Origin of the sequence: Lentzea albidocapillata subsp. violacea, from assembly GCF_900100275.1 — a bacterium.
Classification (GTDB): Bacteria; Actinomycetota; Actinomycetes; order Mycobacteriales; family Pseudonocardiaceae; genus Lentzea; species Lentzea violacea.
Window position 1 is genome coordinate 26,602 of sequence record NZ_FNET01000025.1, and the last position, 19,493, is coordinate 46,094.

18 protein-coding genes are annotated in these 19,493 nt (G+C 69.8%); 6 read left to right on the forward strand and 12 right to left on the reverse strand.

All coding sequences use genetic code 11. The features are described from left to right. Nucleotides 1-73: 73 nt before the first annotated feature. The gene (locus tag BLR21_RS35600; RefSeq protein ID WP_090013416.1) at nucleotides 74-1,336 is read right to left on the reverse strand and encodes a ribonuclease D; all 1,263 of its coding nucleotides are present in this window, start codon (nucleotides 1,334-1,336) and stop codon (nucleotides 74-76) included. A gap of 70 nt (nucleotides 1,337-1,406) precedes the next feature. Then, the gene (locus BLR21_RS35605) at nucleotides 1,407-2,123 is read right to left on the reverse strand and encodes a response regulator (RefSeq protein WP_015099292.1); all 717 of its coding nucleotides are present in this window, start codon (nucleotides 2,121-2,123) and stop codon (nucleotides 1,407-1,409) included. 255 nt (nucleotides 2,124-2,378) lie between these two features. Between BLR21_RS35605 and BLR21_RS35610 the strand changes: the two genes are divergently transcribed. After that, nucleotides 2,379-3,527 carry a dipeptidase gene (locus tag BLR21_RS35610; protein WP_090013419.1) on the forward strand — a complete coding sequence of 383 codons (1,149 nt, stop codon included), beginning with the start codon at nucleotides 2,379-2,381 and terminating at the stop codon, nucleotides 3,525-3,527. On the opposite strand, the gene BLR21_RS35615 is transcribed toward BLR21_RS35610, so the two are convergent. After that, nucleotides 3,524-4,066, reverse strand: a complete 543-nt coding sequence (locus BLR21_RS35615) for a DUF3000 domain-containing protein (protein WP_030479951.1) — start codon at nucleotides 4,064-4,066, stop codon at nucleotides 3,524-3,526. The two genes, BLR21_RS35610 and BLR21_RS35615, sit on opposite strands and share 4 nt — an antisense overlap. Nucleotides 4,067-4,138: 72 nt before the next feature. On the opposite strand from BLR21_RS35615, the gene hemE reads away from it, so the two are divergent. The 3 genes from hemE to hemQ are packed head-to-tail and all read left to right on the forward strand — an operon-like array spanning nucleotide 4,139 to nucleotide 7,316. After that, nucleotides 4,139-5,173 (forward strand): uroporphyrinogen decarboxylase, encoded by a 1,035-nt coding sequence (hemE, locus tag BLR21_RS35620; RefSeq protein WP_090013421.1) that lies wholly within the window; start codon nucleotides 4,139-4,141, stop codon nucleotides 5,171-5,173. Beyond that, entirely contained in the window at nucleotides 5,173-6,600 is a 1,428-nt protein-coding gene (gene hemG / locus BLR21_RS35625) for a protoporphyrinogen oxidase (RefSeq protein ID WP_090013424.1), read from the forward strand. Before hemE ends, hemG begins: the two co-directional genes overlap by 1 nt. Nucleotides 6,601-6,623: 23 nt before the next feature. Next, nucleotides 6,624-7,316 (forward strand): hydrogen peroxide-dependent heme synthase, encoded by a 693-nt coding sequence (hemQ, locus tag BLR21_RS35630; RefSeq protein WP_090013428.1) that lies wholly within the window; start codon nucleotides 6,624-6,626, stop codon nucleotides 7,314-7,316. Here the strand turns inward: hemQ and BLR21_RS35635 are convergent. From BLR21_RS35635 to BLR21_RS35675, 9 genes are all read right to left on the reverse strand, one after another. Then, nucleotides 7,303-10,389 (reverse strand): S8 family peptidase, encoded by a 3,087-nt coding sequence (locus tag BLR21_RS35635; RefSeq protein ID WP_090013430.1) that lies wholly within the window; start codon nucleotides 10,387-10,389, stop codon nucleotides 7,303-7,305. The two genes, hemQ and BLR21_RS35635, sit on opposite strands and share 14 nt — an antisense overlap. Nucleotides 10,390-10,563: 174 nt before the next feature. Beyond that, the gene (locus BLR21_RS35640) at nucleotides 10,564-10,935 is read right to left on the reverse strand and encodes an SCO6045 C-terminal-like domain-containing protein (RefSeq protein WP_256335144.1); all 372 of its coding nucleotides are present in this window, start codon (nucleotides 10,933-10,935) and stop codon (nucleotides 10,564-10,566) included. Further along, entirely contained in the window at nucleotides 10,928-11,746 is an 819-nt protein-coding gene (locus BLR21_RS35645; RefSeq protein ID WP_090013435.1) for an MbnB/TglH/ChrH family RiPP precursor modification enzyme, read from the reverse strand. Before BLR21_RS35645 ends, BLR21_RS35640 begins: the two co-directional genes overlap by 8 nt. Continuing rightward, on the reverse strand, nucleotides 11,746-12,510 hold the full coding sequence (locus tag BLR21_RS35650; protein ID WP_090013438.1) for a TIGR04222 domain-containing membrane protein: 765 nt from the start codon (nucleotides 12,508-12,510) through the stop codon (nucleotides 11,746-11,748). The genes BLR21_RS35645 and BLR21_RS35650 overlap by 1 nt, the downstream gene beginning before the upstream one ends. Further along, nucleotides 12,510-13,280 carry a TIGR04222 domain-containing membrane protein gene (locus BLR21_RS35655; protein ID WP_090013441.1) on the reverse strand — a complete coding sequence of 257 codons (771 nt, stop codon included), beginning with the start codon at nucleotides 13,278-13,280 and terminating at the stop codon, nucleotides 12,510-12,512. Before BLR21_RS35655 ends, BLR21_RS35650 begins: the two co-directional genes overlap by 1 nt. Before the next feature lie 89 nt (nucleotides 13,281-13,369). Beyond that, nucleotides 13,370-14,254, reverse strand: coding sequence for a TIGR04222 domain-containing membrane protein (locus BLR21_RS35660; RefSeq protein WP_090013443.1), 885 nt, complete (start codon nucleotides 14,252-14,254; stop codon nucleotides 13,370-13,372). 257 nt (nucleotides 14,255-14,511) lie between these two features. Then, nucleotides 14,512-14,934 carry a peptide-methionine (R)-S-oxide reductase MsrB gene (msrB, locus tag BLR21_RS35665; RefSeq protein ID WP_090013446.1) on the reverse strand — a complete coding sequence of 141 codons (423 nt, stop codon included), beginning with the start codon at nucleotides 14,932-14,934 and terminating at the stop codon, nucleotides 14,512-14,514. A gap of 128 nt (nucleotides 14,935-15,062) precedes the next feature. Next, nucleotides 15,063-15,353, reverse strand: coding sequence for a hypothetical protein (locus tag BLR21_RS35670; protein WP_090013448.1), 291 nt, complete (start codon nucleotides 15,351-15,353; stop codon nucleotides 15,063-15,065). A gap of 54 nt (nucleotides 15,354-15,407) precedes the next feature. Continuing rightward, entirely contained in the window at nucleotides 15,408-16,361 is a 954-nt protein-coding gene (locus BLR21_RS35675; RefSeq protein WP_090013451.1) for an asparaginase, read from the reverse strand. A 103-nt stretch (nucleotides 16,362-16,464) separates the two neighbouring features. On the opposite strand from BLR21_RS35675, the gene BLR21_RS35680 reads away from it, so the two are divergent. Then, nucleotides 16,465-17,118, forward strand: a complete 654-nt coding sequence (locus tag BLR21_RS35680) for a GntR family transcriptional regulator (protein ID WP_090013453.1) — start codon at nucleotides 16,465-16,467, stop codon at nucleotides 17,116-17,118. A gap of 115 nt (nucleotides 17,119-17,233) precedes the next feature. After that, a complete protein-coding gene (locus BLR21_RS35685; RefSeq protein WP_090013456.1) occupies nucleotides 17,234-19,489 on the forward strand; it encodes an XRE family transcriptional regulator in 2,256 nt (751 codons plus the stop codon). Nucleotides 19,490-19,493: the final 4 nt, after the last annotated feature.

The window sequence follows — 19,493 nt, forward strand, 5'->3', positions numbered from 1 at the left end:
GACGGTGCACCGGATTTGGCCAGGGGAACGTCGAGGCCGTCGTCAATGCACGACCTAACTGATATATCGGATATCAGTTAGGGTCGGACGGCGTGGGTGCTGTCGCTGCCAGTGCCTTGGTGAGGGCTTCCAGCGTGAGGTCGATCTGCCACGACCTGGCGCCTCCGTCGCGCAGCACGGTGGCCACGGATTCGGGGGAGAGGTCCGCCGGCGGTTGCCAGCAGGTGCGGCGCACGAGGTCGGGCAGCAGCAGGTTCTCCACCGGGAGGGTGTTCGCCTCGGCGATGGTCGCCAGTGCCGCTCTCGTCGCGGCCAGGCGGGCTGCGGCGTCCGGGTCCTTGTCCGCCCAGCGGTTGGGCGGGGGCGGGCCGTCGTGCTGGCCCGCGGGCTCCGGGAGTTCCGACTTCGCCAGAGCGCCTGCCTTGCGCAGGGCGTTCATCCAGACGCCGGACATGCGGCGCTGGGATCGGCCGCGGAAGACCGGCAGGGCGAGCAGTTCGGCCTCGTTGGCCGGGTTGCGGGCGGCTGCCTCCATGAGCGCGGAGTCCGGGAGGACTCGGCCGGGGGCGATATCGCGTTCGCGGGCCACGGTGTCGCGGGCTTCCCACAGCGAACGCACGAGGGCCAGCTGCCGCTGGTTGCGCACGCGGTGAATGCCCGACGTGCGCCGCCAGGGGTCGGTGCGGGGGCGCGGCGATGGCGCCGTCCGCACCGCCTCGAACTCTTCGAGCGCCCAGGCGAGTTTGCCCTGGCTCTGCAGCTCGGCTTCGAGAACGTCGCGCAGCTGCACGAGCAGCTCCACGTCGAGAGCGGCGTACGTCAGCCAATCGGCAGGAAGGGGCCGGCGCGACCAGTCGGCCGCGCCGTGCCCCTTCTCGAGCCTGTAACCAAGTAGCCGTTCCACCAGCGTGCCCAGTGCGACACGCTCGAACCCAGCCAGCCTGCCCGCCAGCTCGGTGTCGAACAGCACGCCGGGGCGTAGCCCGAGTTCGGCGAGGCACGGCAGGTCCTGAGACGCTGCGTGCAACACCCACTCAGTGCCATCGAGCGCCTGCACCAGTGGGTCTAGCCGTCCGCCCAGGGCGATCGGGTCGACCAACCAGGTGCCGGCGCCTTCCCGGCGCAGTTGCACCAGATAGGCACGCTGTGAGTAGCGGTAGCCCGAGGCTCGCTCGGTGTCCACCGCGACCGGGCCCTTCGCCCCGGCGAGCGCGTCAGCGGCTCGCCGGAGCGCAGCTGGATCGGCGACCACGGGCGGGACCCCATCAGCAGGTTCCGTCAGCGGTACCGGTTCTGGTCCGGTTGGTGCGGTTGGCTCGTCGGCGGGTACATCCACGGGGGATGACCCTACGACGATCGCACCACTCACAGGTGTTCTCGGCCGGTTCAGTGCTTCAAACCGGTATCTAACGGATCACGCCGGCACGCATTGCCAGCGCGACCATCTGAGCGCGATCTCCTGTGCCCAGCTTCCGGCCGATCCGCGACAGGTGAGACTTCACCGTCAACGCGGACAAGCTCAGAGCCTCGCCGATTTCCTTGTTGCTCTGGCCATCGGCGACCAGCTGGAGCACCTCGACCTCACGCGCGGAGAGTTCCCGCGGCGTGTTGTCCGTGCCCGGCACCCGAGTACCCGCTGCGAGTACTGGTGCCACGCTCGGATCTGCGTAAACGCCACCATCGAGAACCCTGCGCACCCCGTCGGTGACCACCATCGGAGAGGCGGACTTCAGGAGGTACGCCTGGGCGCCCGCCTGGAAGGCCGACCTGACCGCGTAGGGGTCGTCGGAGGATGCGAGGACCACGATGCGGGGCCAGCCCTGGGCACGGAGTTCCGTGACCAGGTCGATGCCGGTGCCATCCGGCAGACCCAGATCGAGGATCGCGAGGTCGCATGGTCCGGTAGCGAGTGCCCGCGCCCGAGCCTCCGCCACCGAAGCGGCCTCATGAACTGTGCCGGCTCCCATTTGTGTGAGCCGGGCTGATATCGCCTCCCTCAGCAGTGGGTGGTCGTCGACCACCAGCACTGAAAAAAGCTCTTCCCGCGGGTGCGGGACCATGTTCGCCGGCAACGAGCCGGCTGGCGTGGTACGAACGGCCTGACCTAAGCCGACGGCAGCCACGTCACTACCTCCCTGGAGTCGGTCGTGCCCCCCGACCGGCACCGGAGACTTTCGTCCAATCAGCCGCGCCACTGATCGACCGAAAGTGGTGTCGTCTGGGGCAGCGTAGCCGCCCATGCGGGTCTACGGGACGATCAATCGGGTATCTATCCCTATTGAGTTGTGACAGATGGCCCCATGTGTCACACGATTGGATGACAACTAGATAGGGGGTGTAACGCGAGCCCCTCTCAGAACGACATCTTGGAGTTGGTTGTGCCTAGCAGTTCCGGTCTCGAACGAGCGCGGGCGTTGCTGCAGTGTGTCCCCCTCGTCGACGGCCACAACGACCTGCCGTGGGCTTTGCGCGAGTTCGGTGACGGAACGGGCGAGGACGTCTACACGACCGCCGCGAAGATCGATCTCACCGAACGTCATCCCAGCCTGCACACGGACCTCGTGAAAATGCGCGAGGGCGGCCTGGGGATGCAGTTCTGGTCCGTCTGGATTCCCGGCCGGCTGGCGGGCGACGGAGCGGTGACCGCCGTGCTGGAGCAGATCGAGCTGGTCTACGAGCTGGCCGGGCGGTACTCCGATCACCTGGGCATCGCGACGACCGCCGCCGAAGCCGAAGAAGTTTTCGCCTCCGGGCGTGTCGCCTCCCTCCTCGGGGCCGAGGGCGGACACTCCATCAACTCCTCACTCGGCGTCCTGCGCGCCTTGCGCCGCCTGGGCGTCCGTTACATGACGCTGACCCACAACGACAACACCCCGTGGGCCGACAGCGCGACTGACCAGCCAGAACACGACGGGCTCACGGAGTTCGGCCGAGACGTCGTGCGCGAGATGAACCGGATCGGCATGCTCGTCGACCTGAGCCACGTCGCGCCCAGCACGATGCACGCCGCGCTCGACACGAGCGTCAAGCCCGTCATCTTCAGTCACTCGTCGTGCCGTCGCGTCGCGGACCACCCGCGCAACATCCCGGACGACGTGCTGGTCAAGCTGAAGGCGAACGGCGGTGTGGCCATGATCACATTCGTGCCGGACTTCGTCTCACCACGTGTCGCTGAATGGGACGCAGCCCTTCGTGAGGCCATGACGGCCGCCGGCGCGAACCACGCCGACATGGGGGAGCGCAAGGCGTTCGCCGAGAAGTGGGTCGTCGAGCACCCGAAGCCGGCCGCCACGCTCGACGACGTGGTCCTGCACCTCGACCACGCCCGTGAGGTCGTCGGCGTCGACCACCTCGGCATCGGCGGCGACTACGACGGCGTCCAGGCGCTGCCGCAGGGCCTCGAGGACGTGTCGACCTACCCCAGTCTCTTCGGCGCGCTGCTCGACAAGGGCTGGTCCGAGGACGACTGCACGAAACTCGCGGGCGCGAACGTCCTCAGGGTCCTGCGGGAAGCCGACGAGGACTAGCGCTGCCCGAAGAGGGTGACGCCGACCGGCGGCAGCCCCACGGCCGTCGCCATCAGCTCGTAGAACGCGGTGCCGTGCTCGGCGAGTTCTCCGTCGAGCGCGGTCCACGACGCGCGCAGCTCCAGATCATCGGTGCGCGCGGGCCCCGCTATGTCGCCGAACCGGGCCGACGACGTCTGCGTCACGGTCCCGCCCAGCGCGGTGAACCCGGCCCCGGACTGCTCCAGCGCCTCGGTCAGCCACGACCACCCGACCTCGGGCAGCAGGGGATCGGACGCCAGCTCGTGGTCCAGCTCGACCCGCACGTACGCCACGACGCGAAGGACACCGCCCCACGCCTCGTCGCCGTCCGGATCGTGCAGCAGCACGAGCCTTCCGGTCGACAGTTCGTCCGACGGGCCGGTGACCTCAGCCGTCAGCGCGTACGCCCACGGAGCGAGCCGCTGCGGCGGGCGAACTTCGGTGAGTTCGATCTCGGGCCTGTGGCGAACCGACTTGAGCGTCCCCACCGCCCGGCGGAAGATTTCCGGCTCGGTCACACAACTGACTGTATGCCTCGCAATCCGGCCGGGTGATGGCGGCACGCCGAGACGTGGGACCATGAAACAGATATGAGCACTCAAGTTCCCCTCCTTGTGGCCGCAAGTGGCGGCACCCCGTCGCACACCCCTGTCTGGTTCATGAGGCAGGCGGGACGGTCGCTGCCCGAGTACCGGGCGCTCCGCCAGGGCACCGTGATGCTCGACGCGTGCATGGACCCGGAGATGGTCTGCGAGATCACCATGCAGCCCGTCCGGCGGCACGGTGTCGACGGCGCGATCCTCTTCTCCGACATCGTCGTGCCGCTCAAGGCCGCCGGCGTCGACCTCGACATCGTCGCGGGCACCGGTCCCGTGGTCGCGAACCCGGTCAGGACGCTCGAGGACGTGCGGGCTCTTCCCGAACTGCACGCCGAGCAGGTCCAGCCGGTCGCGGACGCGATCGGGTTGCTGCTCAAGGAACTTCCGCAGGAAGTCGCCCTGATCGGGTTCGCGGGAGCGCCGTTCACGCTGGCCTCGTACCTCGTCGAGGGCGGGCCGAGCAAGAACCACGAGCGCACCAAGGCGCTGATGCACGGCAACCCGGAGCTGTGGCACGCGCTGCTCGCCAAGATCGCCGACGTCACGGCGGCGTTCCTGCACGCACAGCTCGACGCGGGCGTCCAGGCGGTCCAGCTGTTCGACTCGTGGGCGGGCGCGCTGTCCGAGCGCGACTACCGCGAGTTCGTCCTGCCGCACTCGAAGCGCGTCCTGGAGACGATCGGCACCGTCCCGCGGATCCACTTCGGCGTCGGCACCGGCGAGCTGCTGCCCGCGATGCGCGAGGCCGGCGCGGACGTCGTCGGCGTCGACTGGCGCATCCCGCTGGACGTCGCCGTGCGGCGCCTTGAGCAGGCGAACCCCGAACTGCCGAAGCCGGTCGTGCAGGGCAACCTCGACCCGGCGCTGTTCTTCGCGGGCTTCGACGCCGTCGAACGCGAGGTGCGCCGCATCCACGCCGAGGGCAAGGCCGCCGCGGGGCACATCTTCAACCTCGGCCACGGCGTGCTGCCCGACACCGATCCGGAGATCATCACCCGGACCGTCGAACTGATCCACAGCTTGTAATGCACGGAAGAGCGCCGCACGTCGCAGTCGTCGGGGGAGGCATCTCGGGTCTCGCCGCCGCACACCGGTTGAGGATGCTGCTCGGCCCTGCCGCGCGGATCACGGTGATCGAGCAGTCCGACCGGCTCGGCGGCAAGCTGCGCACGACCGAACTCGCGGGCGTGCGGTTCGACGTGGGCGCGGAGGCGTTCCTGCACCGCAAGCCCGAGGCGCAGGAGCTGATCAACGAGGTCGGGCTCGCCGGCGACGTCGTGCACCCGACGGCCGCGAAGGCGAGCGTGCACGCGGCCGGGCGCACGCACCAGCTGCCCGCGCACACGTTCATGGGCGTTCCGGCGAGCGTCGAGACGGTGCGGCACATGCTGTCGTCCGAGGGCGCGCTGCGGGTCGAGATGGAACCGACGCTGCCGCCGATCGAGCTCAGGGGCGGCGACGTCGCCGTCGGCACGCTGATGAAGGACAGGTTCGGTTCGGAGATCGCGGACCGCCTGGTCGGCCCGTTGCTGGGCGGTGTCTACGCGGGCCGCGCGGACGAGCTCGGCCTGCGCGCCACGATGCCGCAGATCGCCACCCTGCTGGACAAGGGCGTCGGCTCACTGCTCGCGGCCGCCGCGATGATGATGCCCGCGCCACCGCAGCCCCGTGCCGCCCGCCCGCCGGTGTTCGCGAGCCTCTGCAACGGCGTGTCGTCGCTCGTCGACCGGCTCGCCGAGGTCGCGAAGCCCGAGGTCAGGCTCGGGTTACCGGTCCGCGTGCTGTCGTGGCTCGGCGCCGGCTGGCGGCTCGAGATCGGCTCGGCCGCGACCCCGGAGTACCTGGAGTGCGACGGCGTCGTGCTCGCGGTCCCGGCCCCGTCCGCGCGCAAGCTGCTGCACGAGATCGCCCCGCAGGTGTCGGCCGCGTACGGCAAGGTCGAGGTCGCCTCGATGGCCGTGGTCGCGCTGGCGCTGCCACCGGGCACCGAACTGCCGCAGCGCTCCGGCACCCTGATCGCGGAGGGGGAGCGGTACTCCGACCGCATCACCCCCTTCACCGCCAAGGCCTTCACGTTCTCCAGCCGCAAATGGGCGCACTACGGGGAGCCCGTGCTGGTGCGCGGTTCGGTCGGGCGGCACGGCGAGACGGCGCTCCTGCAGCGCAGCGACGCCGACCTCGTCAAGGCCGTGCGCAACGACCTGCACGAGCTGACGGGGATCAGGGCCGCGCCGATCGACTACGTGGTGCAGCGCTGGGGCGGTGGGCTGCCGCAGTACGGCGTCGGTCACGTCGACCTGGTGAACACGATCGAACGCGGCATCGCCGACGTGCCGGGCCTCGCCGTCGCGGGCGCCACCCTGCACGGAGTGGGCGTGCCCGCCTGCATCGCGACCGCCGACGCGGCCGCCGCCCGTGTCGCAGCACACCTGCTGGGCCGCGTTCGCCGTTGAGGGGCCCGTGCCAAGATGGACGTATGGCGCGCCTGAACTACAACGAGCTCAACGACACCATCCGCTACACGATGTGGTCGGTGTTCCGGGTCGAACCCGGCAAGCTGCCGGACGACCGTTCGGCCGCTGCCAGTGAGACCCAGAACTACCTGGACGCGTTGGAGGGCAAGGGCGTCGTCGTGCGCGGCGTCTACGACGTGGCCGGTCTGCGCGCCGACGCCGACTTCATGATCTGGTGGCACGCCGAGGAGATCGAGCAGGTGCAGGCCGCCTACACGGGCTTCCGCCGCACCCCGCTGGGCAAGGTCTCCACGCCGGTCTGGTCGCAGGTCGCCCTGCACCGCCCGGCGGAGTTCAACCGCAGCCACATCCCCGCGTTCCTCGCGGGTGAAGAGGCGCGCAAGTACATCTGCGTCTACCCGTTCGTGCGGTCCTACGAGTGGTACCTGCTGCCGGAGGAGGACCGCCGCAAGATGCTGGCGGACCACGGCAAGGAGGCCCGCGACTACCCGGACGTGCGCGCGAACACCGTCGCGTCGTTCGCTCTCGGCGACTACGAGTGGATGCTCGCGTTCGAGGCCGACGAACTGCACCGCATCGTCGACCTCATGCGGCACCTGCGCGGCACCGAGGCGCGGCTGCACGTGCGAGAGGAAATCCCCTTCTACACGGGCACCCGCGTCCCGGCCGCCGAGCTGGTACTTAACCTGCCGTGACCCGGTAAGCGCGGATCACGGTCAGTTCAACGGTTCCACCCTTGGCGTCCGTCGCGGTGGCCTTCAACGAAGTCCACTGCGCGTTCGCCGGGTGGTAGACCAACGCGTTGTTGCCGACCACTCCCGCACGGCGCCACGACTTGCCGTCGTCGTGCGAGTACTGGACCCCGGTGATGCGCACCTTGCCCGCGTCACCCTGCGTCTGGGTGAGCAGTCCGATGCGCTGCAACGTGCCCGCGGGCACCGCGCCGTTGGCGTCGAGCTTCGGTTCGAACTTCACCACCGACAACGGCGGCGCGTCGATCCTGCCCTCGGTGCCCTGGGACTTGAAGGTCCACACCGCGGACACCTTGGTGCTGAACTCGAACTGCGAGCTCCGGTCGACGCTCATCTCGGCGCGGAAGTCGGCCCGCGGCAGCGGCACGGTGAACACCCCGCCTGGCGTGGTGGTCTCACCGAGCAGGACACCGTTGCGGTACAACGCGGTCCTGGCGCTGTCCACAGTGGACGTGCCGTCGCCGTGGGTGCCGTCGCTCGTCAGCGGCACGCCGACGTAGAACTGCGTGCCGTACCGCTCGACGAACCCGTACTGCGACTCGGGCAGACCCGGCGAGAACACCGGCCGGACTTCGCGCTCCCGATAGGTCCTGCCCGCCTTGTACGTGCGGAGCGCCGAGGTGATGCGTTCCTGCGCGCCGTTGGCGTGCCGCGTCATGATCGCGGACTGCCAGCGCATGTCCTCGGTCGTCACGTACTCGACCGCGGTCGCGCCCGGCGCCACCGGGTACAGCGCGGTGCCGCCTCCCAGACCCTGCGGGGACAACGGCAACTCGCCCTTCGACGCCTGGCTGTCCGGCTTCTGGCCGCCGATGGTGGACTCGACCCTGGCCAGGTCCTTCCTGGCAGGCGCCTTGACGAGGCCGACGGGGAGACCGCCGGGAACCGGGTAGGCGAGCCGGTAGAACGTGTGCGGGTCGGCCGTGGTGTTGGCCTGCAGCATCGCGAGCGACGACAGGTCGCCGGGCGGCAGCGGTCCGCCGGCCTGAGCGATCCCGACGCCCTCGAACCCGCCGAACACGAGCATGGTGCCCTGCAGACGGCTCTGGCCGTCGACCGCACGGCGGAAGGCGATGATCCCGAGCGTGAAGTCACCGGTCTCCTCCGGCGCCTTCACCGACACGGGCTGGGCCAGCCGGGCGTCCTGCTTGACCGTCACGTCGCCGGTCAGCTTCACGGTGGGCTGGTAGAGCAGGTCCATGCCCCGCTCGCCGTTGTACAGCGTCGTGTCGAGGAAGTAGGTGCCCTTGGGCAGGCGGATCTTCACGTCGCCCGTACCGGCGACCGGCTTGAACGTGGTGTTGTCCAGGCCGACCAGGAACGTGAACGAGGTCCCCGGATCCTGTCCGTCGCGACCGATCATGTCGATCGTGAGGGTGTAGCTCTCCACCTCGCGGTCGATGCCGACGAGCGTGCGGACGGTGTGCGCACCGGACGTGGCGACGACCTCGCCCGCGTACGCGGCGTCCTGGGTGCCGGCGCGCGAGTCGCCCGTGACGTCGACCGACGCGGTGCCCTTGGCCGGCACGGTGACCTTCGTGGCTCCCAGCGTGAACATGCCCGCCGGGGCACTGCCCCTGAACGCGAGGTCGAGCGTGATCGCCGCGTCCGTCGGGTTGGTGTAGGTGATCGCCTTGGTCACCGGCTTGTCGTCACCGTGCGGCCACTCGTGCAGGCCGAGGTTGACGGCGACGTCGCCGGTCAGCACCTGCTCGATCGCCTTGGCCACGTTGATGCGCCCGGCGCCCTGGTCGAACGCGCTGACGCCCTCGGCAGGCTTGGCCGTGGTCGCGAGCGCCGACTTGAGCTGCGCCGGCGTCCACTCCGGATGCTGCTGCTTGAGCAACGCCGCCGCGCCCGCCACGTGCGGGGTCGCCATGGACGTGCCGCTGGCGGCGAAGTGGTCGGTGGTCCCGGCCTTGGCGGCGACGATGTCGACGCCCGGCGCGGTCACCTCGGGCTTGAGCCCGCTGTCTCCGACGCGCGGGCCCTTGCTGGAGAACGGCGCGATCTTGTCGTCGCGGTCGACGGCGCCGACCGACAGCGCGGCCTCCGCCGTGCTGGGCGAGCTCACCGAGCCGGGCGAACCCGAGTTGCCCGCCGCGACGACGAACAACGTGCCGTACTGGGCCGTCAGGTCGTTGACGGCCTGCTCCAGCGGGTCGACCTCGGGGGTGTCGCCACCGCCGAGGCTCATGTTGACGACCTGGGCGCCCTGCTCCGCCGCCCAGCGCATGCCGTCGAGGATCCAGGACTCCTGGCAGCCGAACTCGACGCAGACCTTCGCGTCGAGGAGCTGCGCGCCCGGCGCGACGCCGCCGTACTGCGAGTCGTGGCTCGCGACCGTCGACCCGACGTGCGTGCCGTGGCCGACGTTGTCGGTGGTGTCGGGGTCGGAGGTGAAGTTCTTCTCCGCGATCTGCTGACCGGCGAGGTCCGGGTGCTTCTCGTCGACACCGGTGTCGACGATCGCGACCTTGATCCCCTTGCCGGTGATGCCCTTCTGGTGGGCGGCCGGCGCGCCGATCTGGGCGACGCTGCGGTCGAGGCTCGGCTTGCGGATGCCGTCGAGCCAGACCTTGTCACCGGTCGCGGCCCCGGCCTTGAGCGCCGTCCAGTCGTCCGAGGACCGGGCACCGAGTCTCGCCCGCCCGTCCACGATCAACGGCATGCGGTCGCGGTAGCCGAACTCCAGCAACGTGGTGACGTCGAACAGTCTGCGGTCGAGCCGGCCCGCCGCCAAGGGCTCGAACGCGTCCTTCGGCACGACCATCGTGTGACCGTCCGCGGTGAGGGCGGTCTTGAAGGCCATGTTCCCGCGGCCCTCTCCGGGCTGGATCGCGACTACCTGCCGGTCGTGTCCCAGCAGGACCTTGTCGCCCGTGACGAGGGTGACCTCGTCGGCGGTCCTCTGCGGGGCGTTGCCCGCTGGTGGAGCGGCCGCGGCTGTGGCGGCCGGTGCCACGGTCAGGGCGAGCGCCGTGACGGCGCCCAGCACTTTGGATTTTCCGCGCATTCGAATCCCCTCGTGGTTCGAATTCTGCGCGCTGTGGTCCGCGCAGGCCGGAAGGCCTTTCGCGGCAAAGCGAAGGCAATGCGAAAAGGTCCCCCAGCCCTTTCGAACGTATCGATGGTGCTGGGGGTCACACAGGGCCGAACGGGGGATTCTGGCCCCCGGTTTGCTCGCCCGTCAGTTCGACTGCCAGAACTTCCAGCGTGCCTTGCGCTTTTCTGACAGTTCGCCGCAGGCGCGGCACCATTCCTCGAACGCCGCGGCATCCTCGCGCGCGCGAGAGCCCGCACGACGTGGATATTCGGCGGCGTAGGCGTCGAAGAGCAACCGGAACCGGTCGCCGAGCTCGTCGGCGACCTCGGGTCCCAGCATCCGCACGATGCCGCGCCGTTTCGACAACAACGCGCGGCGTTCGACGCCGAGGCGTTGTTCGTCGAATCCCGTCGGTGCCGGTCCGTTCGCGAGCAATGCATTTAGCAGCTCGGCCTGCCGGGCGGCAAGCCTTTCGCGTGCGGACGAAAGGCTGCTCTCGTTCACGATTTCAGTCACGATGTTTGTCCACCACCGCACGGATCGCGGCCAGTTCGCCCGCGATTTCGGTGTCGGACGGGTAGTTGTCGTCGCGTTCCAGCAGAACGCCGGGCGGGGCGACGCGCGAGCACAGTTCGTCCAGCACTTCGAGGACTTCCGGCAGAACCGCGTGCGCGTGCGTGTCGTGGTAGATGTCGCCGTGCTGCTCGCCGCCGGCCACGTGCACGTACGCCAGCCGCTCCAGCGGGATCTCGTCGAGGAACCGCTGCGGGTCCGTGCCGATGTTGCGGGCGTTCGCGTAGAGGTTCGCGACGTCCACGAGCAGCCAGCAGTCCGTGCGCTCGACGAGCTCGGCCAGGAACTGGCCTTCGGACAGCTCGCCGTCCGGCCACTCCAGCAGCGCCGCGACGTTCTCCAGCGCGAGCGGCACGGGCAGGTTCCGCTGCGCCAGCCGCACGTTCGCGACGAGCACGTCGAGCGCGTCCCTGGTGCGGGGCACCGGCATCAGGTGGCCGGAGTCGAGCCCGCCCGCCCGTACGAAGCACACGTGGTCGCTGACCATCGGCGCGCCGACCGCCTCGGCGACGGCGCCCAGGTGCTCGACCCGGCGGAGGTCGACCTGGTCGGCGCTGCCCAGCGACAGCGACACGGCGTGGGGGAGTACCGGGACGCCGCGCTCCAGCAGCAGCGTCACCGACTCCGGCAGGTGTCCGATGTGGAGGTTCTCGGCGACGACCTCGACGAAGTCCACGCCGGGCAGCCGTTCCACGGTCAGGTCGATCTCCGAACGCCAGCCGATGCCGACGCCCAGGTCCCTGATGCCCGCCATCAGTCGCCGCCTCCGCCGCCACCGCCACAACTGCTGCCGCCGCCACTGCAGCTACTGCTGCTGCCCGACGAACAACTGCTGCCACCACAACTGCTGCTGCCACACCCGCTGCCGCAGCCGGCCGCGCTCGTGGCGCGAGCCTTCCTCTTCTTCTTGCGCGGCAGCATCTTGACCACGCTCTGCGGCAGCCCGAAGAGCTCGCCGGCACTCTGATTGCCGATCCTGCCGCGGAAACCTTCCAGCGCCACGGCGAGAACCCTGTCGCTCGCGGTCACGTCCTTCAACGCGGCCCGGCCCGCCCTGGTGAGCGGTTTCGCGCCATACGTCCAGTATGCGACCCCCAGGAACCCCACCGCGCCGAAGAGGGTCCACGGTTCCAGGAAGGCGGCCAGGCTCAGGACGCCGCCGATCGCGAGGAAGACCCACCACGCCGCGAGCCGGGGACGGGGGTTGCGGGTCAGCCTGCGTGCCCGCAGCTGCTGGTGCAGCGTCCGCATCTCCGCGCTTTTCGCGGCGTTCCGCACGACCGCGTCGAACCGGATCGTATTGCGCAGGTTGACGAGAATGACCGTCTCGACCGCGGTCGAGGCGCCCAGCTCGGTCTGGTGCACGGCGGACACGAGCCCGTCGCGTGACACCCGCACCAGATCGGCGTCGAGCAGCCTGGCCAGCGCGGTCTCCGCCGCCCGGCCGGGTCCTGCCACCAGGTAGCCGATCTGCTCCGGGGGCAACCGTGTTCCGCGTGCTGTCGTCGATGTCGCCATCAGTCGCCTCCTCCTCCGCCGCCGCAGCTACTGCTGCTACTGCTACAACTCGAGCTACTGCTACTGGAACTGCTGCAACTGCTGCAACTGCTCGAACTGTTGCTCGAACAACTCGACGTTCCGCCGCAACTGTGGTGGTTCCAGTCGTACGAGCCGCAACCGGCGGCGGCGTACGAAGTGGACGATGTCGAGCGCTGCTTGCCCCGGCGCAGGCCGGACAACGCCACGGCGTCCGCACTGCTGCTCGGATTCCTCAGCGCGTACAGCCACACGGTCTTGCCGTTCCTGGTGAGCCTGCCTGGTTTGCGCAGCAGGATCGCGACGAACACCAGCAGTGCCGTCAGCACGAACACCCTCGTGTCGATCGCGAAGGCGACGAACACCGACACGAACGCCAGCAGGAACAGCACCACCCGCAACGCGATCTTTCCGCCGCGCGGCTTTCCGAACTCGCGGTGCACCATGCCGCGCGCGACGAGGCTTGCTTGCAGCGCGCCCATCTCGTGACTGGCCATCGCGACCTGCACGACCTGGTTGATCGGACGAGCGGTGCCCTGCAGTCCGGCGAGGACGTACGCCTCCAGCGGGGTTCTGGCACCGTAACCGTTCTGGTGGACGGCGGTCACGAGTCCCTCGCGGGAGACGCGCACGAGACCGCCGTCCAGCAGCCGGGCGAGAACGGCCTCCGCCGCCCTGCCCGGTCCCCCTGCCAGGAACCCGATCTCCTCCGCGGACCACGTGGTCCGGTGCGGTGCCGAAGACTCGGACATCAGTACTCCCCTCACTGGTGTCAGTGCATCTTCGACGTGAGATCTACCCCTGGGTTCCTGTTGTTACCTGAATAGGACCGAACGACCGATCAGCCGCCGCCACCACCGCAGCCGCCGCCTCCGCCCCCGCAGCTGCTTCCGCTGGAACACGAAGATGAACCGGCTGAACACGCGCTGCCGCTGCTGCTGTAGCTGCCGGAACCGGAGGAGGCGAGCAACGAGGTGCGCACCGCCAGATCCGGGTAGACGACGAGACCGCCGAAGAGGACCGCGCCGGCCGCGCCCGCGTACACGACCTCGTCCACGCTTCCCGCCGCCCTGGTGCTCGTGCGGCGAGCGTCGTCGAGGACGCGGTCGCCCTTGCGGGTGCGGATGTGCCCGCCGCGCCGGGTCAGGCGCAGCGTCAGGATCAGCAGGCCGGTGAGGACGAGCTGCACCGTGAGCCAGCCGATGTTCGCGCCGATCGCGATGCCGTTCACCCACCGTGCGAGCCCGATCACGATCAGCACCCACAACGCGATGGATCCCTTGCGCAGCGCGCTTTTCGCGACGGCCGGGTTGACGACGAGGCCCATGGCCTCGAGGCGCTGCCCGATGGCCGTGACCACGCCGTCCTCGGCGACGGCGGGGATCATCAGGTTGACCGTGCGGTTGGTGTAGCGCTGGCAGTCGGTGACGACGGCGCGGTCCACCGGGTTGAGCGACTGCATGGTGGACGTGGCCTGAACGGTGCCACGCCGTGAAGGCCTGAGCTCACCCGCGGTGAGCAGTCGCGCGACGGCCGTCTCGACCACGCGCCTTGGACCGCCCGCAAGATATGCGAGCTCGTCCATGTCCAGGGAGCGCACGGGCTGGGTGCTGTGACCCGCCCGCACGCGTACCCGGACGACGATCGCGACCAGCACCGCCAATGCCAGCCCGATCCAGTACAGCTGAAGGAACTCCGGTCCTGACAATCCCCAAGGCCTTGGCATTGGACCCCACCCCCTGACTGCCCCGAAAGTGCTTCGGTGAGTCAATGGTGTGGTCCGCGCCACAGCCCCACAAGGCTTGTTGACGAAGCCTTAGGGTTGCCGGCCTTCCGCCCCTGTTTTCTGCCTATGGCTAGCTCGACGAGCCGCCATCGACTCCGCCGGAGCCTTCGCCGTCAGTGCCACGCAGGGCGATGCGGAAGATCATTGTGCCTCCCAGGTCCGTCCGGTTCCTTGGTGACCGGACTGGGCTCAGTCTCCTATTCGGACGGAACGAGTTTCAAGGAGACGGAGTTGATGCAGTACCGCTGGTCCGTCGGCGTGGGGTACCCCTCGCCCTCGAAAACATGCCCGAGGTGGCTGTGGCACGTGGCGCAGAGCACCTCCACGCGCTTCATGCCGAGGGCGCGGTCCTCACGCAGGATGACCGCGTCTCCGGCCAGCGGTGAGAAGAACGACGGCCAGCCGCAGTGCGAGTCGAACTTGGTGTCACTGCGGAAGAGTTCGGCCCCGCAGGCACGGCACTCGTAGAGGCCCTCGGTCTTGGTCTCGGTGTACTCGCCGGTCCATGGACGTTCGGTGCCCGCCTGCCGCAGCACCGCGAACTCGGCGGGGTTGAGCTGGGCGCGCCATTCCTCTTCGGAACGCACGACTTTGGGGGTGGCGCCGACAACAGGTTCCATGTCTCTTTATAACTCCGGCGTGCTCTCAGGGCTTCCCGGCGGCGCTGTGGGGTGCGGCGCCGTAAGGCCCCGTTAAGGTCTCGTTCTCGTTTGTGACCAGAAGATGTTGGGCCCAGAAGATGTTCGGCTCAGAAGATGATGGCGAGGATGTCGCCGAGCGCGAACCAGATCGTGAGGAGCACGCCCAGCAGGATGAGCCCGACGACGATGACGGCGACGAGCCGCTGGTGGCCTGTCGTGCGGTTCGCCGAGTCCGCGAAGTCCTGCACGCCTTCCAGGTAACCCTCGACGGTGAAGCCCGGGCGTTGCCGCTGCATCTTGTCGAGATGGTCGGCGAACGCCTTCGTCTCGGGGTCGTGTGGGTCGAGACCGATCAGCTCCTCCTGGAACTTCTCGTCCTCGTCCTTCGAATCGCCCATAAGCCCCAGCTTAGTGGCTGGGGCGGGGATTCGAGCCCGGCGGGCGGCAGGGCGTCAACTCGCCAGCGCGAGCGACGGCCGGACCGCGCCGACCGCGCGGCCGTGCCCGAGAACCGGCACCGTGGCGAGGTCCTCGACCTTGCCGACGTCGACCCCGAGTCGCCTGAGCACCGCGACGATGACGACCGCACGGGCGCGCGACGAACCGTCCGCGATCTTGAGCGCCACGCCCTCGCCGGTGGGCAGGCCGACCGCGTAGACGCCCTCAGCGCCGTCCTTGGCGATGACGCCGGGCAGGGCGTCCATGAGCACGGTGACGTCGCGGCCGGTGCCGCCGACCCACTGCGGGTAGGTGTTCATGGCGGTGGCGATGCGGCGTTCGAGGGTGCCCTCGGGAGCGCTGGCGAGGCGGCCGAACGCGCGGGCGAGGCCGGTGAGGCTGATGGCGAAGATCGGGGCGCCGCAGCCGTCCACACCGACCTCGGCGACGGGCTCGCCGGCCACGTCCTCGATCGTGAGCCGGGTCGCGACCTGCAACGGGTGGGCCGGGTCCAGGTAGTCGTGGGTGGACCAGCCGTTGGCGACGCAGGTGGCGAGCATGGCGGCGTGCTTGCCGGAGCAGTTCATGTACTTCGGGGCGGGCGCGAGGCCCTGCGCGAGGTGCTGGGCGCGGGCCTGCTCGCCGAGCGGGAGGTCGGGGGTGCACTGCAGGGCGTCCTCGCCGAGGCCGGCCGAGGCCAGGATCCGCAGGGCGCCGGCGACGTGGAAGTCCTCGCCCGAGTGCGAGGCACAGGCCAGGGCGAGCAACTCGCCGTCGAGGTCGAGGCCGCTGCGCAGCATCGCGAGGGCCTGGAGCGGCTTGTTCGACGAACGCGGGAACGCGACGTCGCCGGGACGGCCGATGGAGAGGACCGCGTCACCGGAGGCGTCGGTCGCGACGACGGTGCCGTGGTGCACCGACTCGAGGAAGTCGCCCCGCCAGACCTCAGCCACCACTTCGTGTGCCATGTCGCCCCTCCAGCCCGTGGGTAAAACTGCCAACTGTCGACAGTTGACACGTTCGCTAGTTTAGCGGGAGGACGGCCGGTGCCGTCCAGATCAGGAGACGAAGGTGACACCTCCGGCGCCACTGCACCTCAGCCTGGCCGGGCAGGCCGTGGACGTGCTGCGCGAGCAGGTGCTCACCGGGGAGATCCCTCCGGGCTCGCGGGTCAACGAGGTCGAGGTGGCGCAGAAGCTCGGCATCAGCCGCGGGCCGTTGCGCGAGGCGATCCGGCACCTGGCCTCCGAGGGGCTCCTGACACTGGTTCCGCACCGCGGCGCGTTCGTGCCCGACGCCAGCCCCGAGGACGTCAGGGCGTTGTTCGAGCTGCGCACCGCGCTGGAGTGCGCGGCCGCCGAGTTGGCGGCGTCGCGGCGGACTGACGTCGACCTCGTGCGGCTGCAGGACGTGTGTGCGGAGAGCCGCCACAACTACAAGGCCGGGCAGCCGTTCCCGTACCGGCTGGACCTCGCGTTCCACCAGACCCTGATCGAGGCCGCCCGCAGCCCGTACATCGCCGAGCAGGTGCGGCTCGTGCAGCAACGAGTGGTGCTGCTGCGCAGTGCGCTGGAAGACGACCCGCCGCACCAGCACGCGTCGATGGACGACCACGACGAACTCGTCCGGGCGGTCGCGGACGGCGACGCGGCCAAGGCGTCGACGGTGATGCGCCGGCACCTCTCCCGCGTGTGCGCGCAGATGATCACGAGCTTGACCCACTAGTGGTGTGGCTTGGAAGGTTGCCAGGCGAATTCGCGGTCAGACGGGTGCCGCGAGGCGCCCTGCTGAGCGTGAATTACCCAGCCACTTTCCGAGCCATACCACTAGCTTCGGTGACATGACGTTCGGCGCCCGGCTCCTGCGGCACCGCAAGAACGCCGGGCTCAGCCAGGAGGAGCTCAGCGAGCGGTCCGGGGTGAGCGTCCGCGCGATCAGCGACATGGAACGCGGCCGCGCCCGTTCCCCGCAGCGCCGCACCACCGAGGCCCTGATCGACGCGCTGGACCTGGACGAACACGACCAGGCCGAACTGCGCCGGCTCGCCAGGACCGGCCGGGTCGCGCTCTCCGGCCCGGTCTGGTCACTCCCGATGTACGTGGCGGACCTCGTCGGCCGTGACGCCGAACTGGACGCCATCGCCCGCATGCCCAACGGGCTCGTGGTGCTGCATGGGGCTGCGGGCACCGGTAAGACGAGCCTCGCCGTGAGGGCCGCCCATCTGCTGGAGAGCAGCTTTCCGGACGGTCAGCTGCTCATCGACCTGGAGGGCTCCGCACAACCCCTCCAGCGGTTGCTCAAAGACCTCGGGGTGTCCGCCGAACACGTGCCAGAGGACGTGCACGGCCAGACGCGGCTCTACCGGTCGTTGCTCGCGGGCAAACGCCTGCTGCTCGTGCTCGACGGTGCGAGCACGGAGGAGGAGGTCCGCACACTGAGGGCGGATCCGGGCTGCCTCACGATCGTCACGTCCCGGCACCGGCTCGCCGGGCTGGCGGGTGCGACGTGGATCCGGCTCGGCGGGCTCACCGAACCGTGTGCCGTCGAGTTGCTCGCGTCGATCATCGGCGCGCACCGCGTCGAGGCCGATCCCGGGACCGCGCGGGAACTCGTCCGGCTCTGCGGGACGTCGCCGCTCGCGCTCCGGATCGCGGGCAACCGGCTCGCCAGCCGTCCGCGCTGGCCTCTCGGGCACCTCGTGGAGCAGATCGAGGAACGTCGCCTGGCCGCGCTCACCGCGGGTGACCTGGACGTACGCGGCGCGTTCGAGGTGTCGCTCGCGCATCTGCCGGAGACCGCGCGGCTGGTGTTCCGGCGGCTCGGGCTGCTCGTCGGCACCCACGTCGGCCCGGAGCTCGCGGCCGAACTGGCCGGCGTCACCGTCGGCGAGGCCGAACAGGCGCTGGAGGACCTCACCGACGTCAGCCTCCTCGACCCCGACGACCACGGTTACGCGATCCACGGCCTCGTGCGGACGTTCGCCACCGGCCTCGTCGACGCCACCGACGCCGACGCGGACCGCAGGATGCTCGCCTGGCTCCTGGAGACCACGGTGGCCGCCGGAGTCCTCTTCGGACAGACAGGTGATGCCCGGCGGGTGAGGCCGCGGCGCAGGGCCTTCCCCGACGTCGCCACGGGACGGCGCTGGCTGGACGAGCACCGCGACCTGCTGCCGGAGATCGTCGAACGGGCGCAGGCCAGGGGTCTGCACGAGGACGTGACCCGCGCGGTGATCGCCATCTCGCACTACGCGGCCATCGAACCGGGCCTGGTCTGGGAACGCGTCTACCGCCTCGCCCTGGCCTCCGCGCGCGAGCCGTGGCAGGAGATCGTCGTGCGCGGCCAGCTCGGCTGGGCGCTGTTCGACGTCGCGCACCGGCCGGGACCGGCGCTGGAGGTGCTGACCGGCGCGGCCCGGATCGCCGGGGAGTCGGGGGAGACCGGGCACCTCGGCTGGGTGTGGCTGATCGCGTCGGCCTCGCACTGCGGGCTCGGGCAGTTCGACGAGGCCGAACGGGTGTGCCTCAAGGCGATCGACTCGATGCACGAGCCGATGGACGAGCACTACGCACGGTCCGTGCTCGGCGTGCTGTGGCGGCTGATGGACCGCCCTATCGCCGCTGTGACGGCCCACGAAGAAGTAGCGAAGGAACAACGCGCCTACGCCGACACCATCTACGAACTCTCCGCGCTGGGCCGCACGCTCGGATGGCTCGGCCTCGCGCTGATAGACGTCGACAGGCCGGACGACGCAGTCGAGGCACTGACCGAAGCCGAGGCCGTCTACCAGCGCGCCCAGATGGCGTCCTGGCTCGCTACGACCCTGTGGCACCGCGGTCTCGCCCACCGCGCCGCAGGCCGCCTCGCCCAGTCGGACGAGGACCTGGACCGGGCGCTCGCCGGGTTCCGCGCGCTGGGTGACGGCGTGGGGGAGATCGAGATCCTGCGGGAACTCGCGGACAACGCCGAGTCACGGGGTAACCACAGCGCGTGGCAACGTCATCTGCGAGACTCGCTCGCGGCGTGCGAACGGTGGGACACGGACGCGACGCGCGAGATCGCCGCCGAGGTGCGGAAGTGCCTGTCCGGAGGGTGAGGGA

Bases quoted from the DNA above. Each gene is read 5' to 3' on its own strand.
- hemE (WP_090013421.1), top strand. From the start codon at position 4,139: ATGAGCACTCAAGTTCCCCTCCTTGTGGCCGCAAGTGGCGGCACCCCG.
- hemG (WP_090013424.1), top strand. From the start codon at position 5,173: ATGCACGGAAGAGCGCCGCACGTCGCAGTCGTCGGGGGAGGCATCTCG.
- hemQ (WP_090013428.1), top strand. From the start codon at position 6,624: ATGGCGCGCCTGAACTACAACGAGCTCAACGACACCATCCGCTACACG.
- BLR21_RS35635 (WP_090013430.1), bottom strand. From the start codon at position 10,389: ATGCGCGGAAAATCCAAAGTGCTGGGCGCCGTCACGGCGCTCGCCCTG.
- BLR21_RS35645 (WP_090013435.1), bottom strand. From the start codon at position 11,746: ATGGCGGGCATCAGGGACCTGGGCGTCGGCATCGGCTGGCGTTCGGAG.
- BLR21_RS35650 (WP_090013438.1), bottom strand. From the start codon at position 12,510: ATGGCGACATCGACGACAGCACGCGGAACACGGTTGCCCCCGGAGCAG.
- BLR21_RS35655 (WP_090013441.1), bottom strand. From the start codon at position 13,280: ATGTCCGAGTCTTCGGCACCGCACCGGACCACGTGGTCCGCGGAGGAG.
- BLR21_RS35660 (WP_090013443.1), bottom strand. From the start codon at position 14,254: ATGCCAAGGCCTTGGGGATTGTCAGGACCGGAGTTCCTTCAGCTGTAC.
- msrB (WP_090013446.1), bottom strand. From the start codon at position 14,934: ATGGAACCTGTTGTCGGCGCCACCCCCAAAGTCGTGCGTTCCGAAGAG.
- BLR21_RS35670 (WP_090013448.1), bottom strand. From the start codon at position 15,353: ATGGGCGATTCGAAGGACGAGGACGAGAAGTTCCAGGAGGAGCTGATC.
- BLR21_RS35675 (WP_090013451.1), bottom strand. From the start codon at position 16,361: ATGGCACACGAAGTGGTGGCTGAGGTCTGGCGGGGCGACTTCCTCGAG.
- BLR21_RS35685 (WP_090013456.1), top strand. From the start codon at position 17,234: ATGACGTTCGGCGCCCGGCTCCTGCGGCACCGCAAGAACGCCGGGCTC.